This is a genomic window from Streptomyces sp. NPDC058459 (assembly GCF_042721685.1).
GTDB lineage: Bacteria > Actinomycetota > Actinomycetes > Streptomycetales > Streptomycetaceae > Streptomyces.
The window spans coordinates 1-2514 of the sequence record NZ_JBHXLV010000384.1 but is presented as its reverse complement, the minus strand read 5'-3'; the positions used below and the strand labels follow the sequence as shown (position 1 = coordinate 2514).

The 2514-nt window shown below is 70.0% G+C and carries 2 protein-coding genes; both read left to right on the top strand.

Annotated features, from left to right (window positions below; genetic code table 11):
* The first annotated feature begins 132 nt into the window (after positions 1 to 132).
* Positions 133 to 918: a fumarylacetoacetate hydrolase family protein gene (locus ACFWN1_RS32905; RefSeq protein ID WP_384370311.1), complete on the top strand. Its 786-nt coding sequence runs from the start codon at positions 133 to 135 to the stop codon at positions 916 to 918.
* Positions 911 to 2434: a glutamate--tRNA ligase gene (gltX, locus tag ACFWN1_RS32900; RefSeq protein ID WP_384370309.1), complete on the top strand. Its 1524-nt coding sequence runs from the start codon at positions 911 to 913 to the stop codon at positions 2432 to 2434. Before ACFWN1_RS32905 ends, gltX begins: the two co-directional genes overlap by 8 nt.
* Positions 2435 to 2514 lie beyond the last annotated feature (80 nt).

Sequence of the window (2514 nt, the reverse complement as noted above, 5' to 3'; positions counted from 1 at the left end):
CCGTCCACCCGTGACGGCCCACCGGGCCGCGCTCTCTTTTCCACCCGGCACACAGGACCGGCCACCGGCCACGTGAACCGGTTAACCTGGGACGTCAGTACGCCGGTTCTCAGTGAGAGGCGCCAGAATCCCGTGCGCATCGCCAGGTTCTCCATCGACGGGAACGTAGCCTTCGGCGCGGTCGAGGGCGACAAGCAGGACGAGCTCGTCCTCGACATCATCAAGGGCATCCCCTTCGCCGACCACGAGCTGTCCGGCACCAAGGTCCCCCTCAGCAAGGTCCGGCTGCTCCCGCCGGTGCTCCCCAACAAGGTCGTGGCCTTCGGCCGCAACTACGCCGACCACGCCAGGGAACTGGGCAGCGAGGTACCCGACGTCCCGTTCGCCTTCTTCAAGCCCTCCACCTCGGTGACCGGCCCCGGCGACGAGATCCAGTACCCGTCGTTCACCGAGGAACTGCACTACGAGGCCGAGCTGGCCGTCGTCATCGGCCGCATGTGCCGCGAGGTCCCGCGTGAGCGCGTCAAGGACGTCATCCTCGGCTACACCTGCGCCAACGACGTCACCGCCCGCGACGTCCAGCGCACCGAGAAGCAGTGGGCCCGCGCCAAGGGCTTCGACACGTCCTGCCCGCTCGGCCCCTGGGTCGAGACGGACATCGACCTCGCCCGCGCGAACGACCTCACCGTGCAGCTCACCCTCAACGGCGAACAGCGCCAGCTCGGGCGCACCAGCGAGATGGTCCACCCCATCGAGGACCTGATCGTCAACATCTCCGAGGCCATGACGCTGCTCCCCGGCGACGTCATCCTCACCGGCACCCCCGCGGGCGTCGGCTCCATGAGCGTCGGCGACGAGGTCGCCGTCACCATCGAAGGCATCGGCACTCTCACCAACAAGGTCGTCAAGCGTGGCTAGCGCACCCTCCCCCAAGCTCTCGGCTCCGACCGGGCAGGGGGGACCCCCGTCCCCCGTACGCGTCCGATTCTGTCCCTCGCCCACCGGTAACCCCCACGTGGGCCTGGTGCGCACCGCCCTGTTCAACTGGGCGTTCGCCCGGCACCACGAGGGCACCCTGGTCTTCCGGATCGAGGACACCGACGCTGCCCGCGACTCCGAGGAGTCCTACGGCCAGCTCCTGGACGCCATGCGCTGGCTCGGCTTCGACTGGGACGAGGGCCCCGAGGTCGGCGGCCCGCACGCGCCGTACCGCCAGTCGCAGCGCACGGACATCTACCAGGATGTCGCGGGCAAGCTCCTGGACGGCGGCCACGCCTACCGCTGCTACTGCTCCCAGGACGAGCTGGACACCCGCCGCGAGGCCGCCCGCGCAGCCGGGAAGCCCTCGGGCTACGACGGCCACTGCCGCGAGCTGAGCGACGCGCAGGTCGAGGAGTACCGGGCGCAGGGCCGCGAGCCGATCGTCCGCTTCCGGATGCCGGACGAGGCGATCACCTTCGACGACCTGGTGCGCGGCGAGATCACCTACCTCCCCGAGAACGTCCCGGACTACGGGATCGTGCGCGCCAACGGCGCCCCGCTGTACACCCTGGTGAACCCGGTCGACGACGCGCTGATGGACATCACCCATGTCCTGCGCGGCGAGGACCTGCTCTCCTCCACCCCCCGCCAGATCGCGCTGTACAAGGCGCTGACGGAGCTGGGCATCGCCCAGCGGGTCCCGGCCTTCGGCCACCTGCCGTACGTGATGGGCGAGGGCAACAAGAAGCTTTCCAAGCGCGACCCGCAGTCCTCGCTCAACCTCTACCGCGAGCGCGGCTTCCTGCCCGAGGGCCTGCTCAACTACCTCTCCCTGCTGGGCTGGTCGCTCTCGGCGGACCAGGACATCTTCTCGATCGCGGAGATGGTGGCCGCCTTCGAGATCTCGGACGTGAACCCCAACCCGGCGCGCTTCGACCTGAAGAAGTGCGAGGCGATCAACGCCGACCACATCCGGCTGCTCGACGTGAAGGACTTCACCGAGCGCTGCGAGCCCTGGCTGAAGGCCCCGTTCGCCCCCTGGGCGCCGGAGGACTTCGACGAGGCCGAGTGGCAGGCGATCGCCCCGCACGCGCAGACCCGGCTGAAGGTGCTCTCCGAGATCACCGACAACGTCGACTTCCTGTTCCTGTCCGAGCCGGTCCTCGACGAGGCCGCCTGGGCCAAGGCCATGAAGGAAGGCTCGGACGCGCTCCTGCGCACCGCGCGCGAGAAGCTGGAGTCCGCCGACTGGACCTCGGCCGAATCACTCAAGGAGGCCGTGCTGGCCGCCGGCGAGGCCCACGGCCTCAAGCTCGGCAAGGCCCAGGCCCCGGTCCGGGTGGCCGTGACCGGCCGCACGGTCGGTCTTCCCCTGTTCGAGTCCCTGGAGGTACTCGGCAAGGAGAAGACGCTGGCCCGCGTGGACGCGGCGCTGGCCAGGCTCGCCGCGTAACGAACGCCACACCGCCAGGGGCGGCATCCGGCCACCGGATGCCGCCCCTCGGCGTCTCTCCCGCTGCCGCCGGGCCGCCT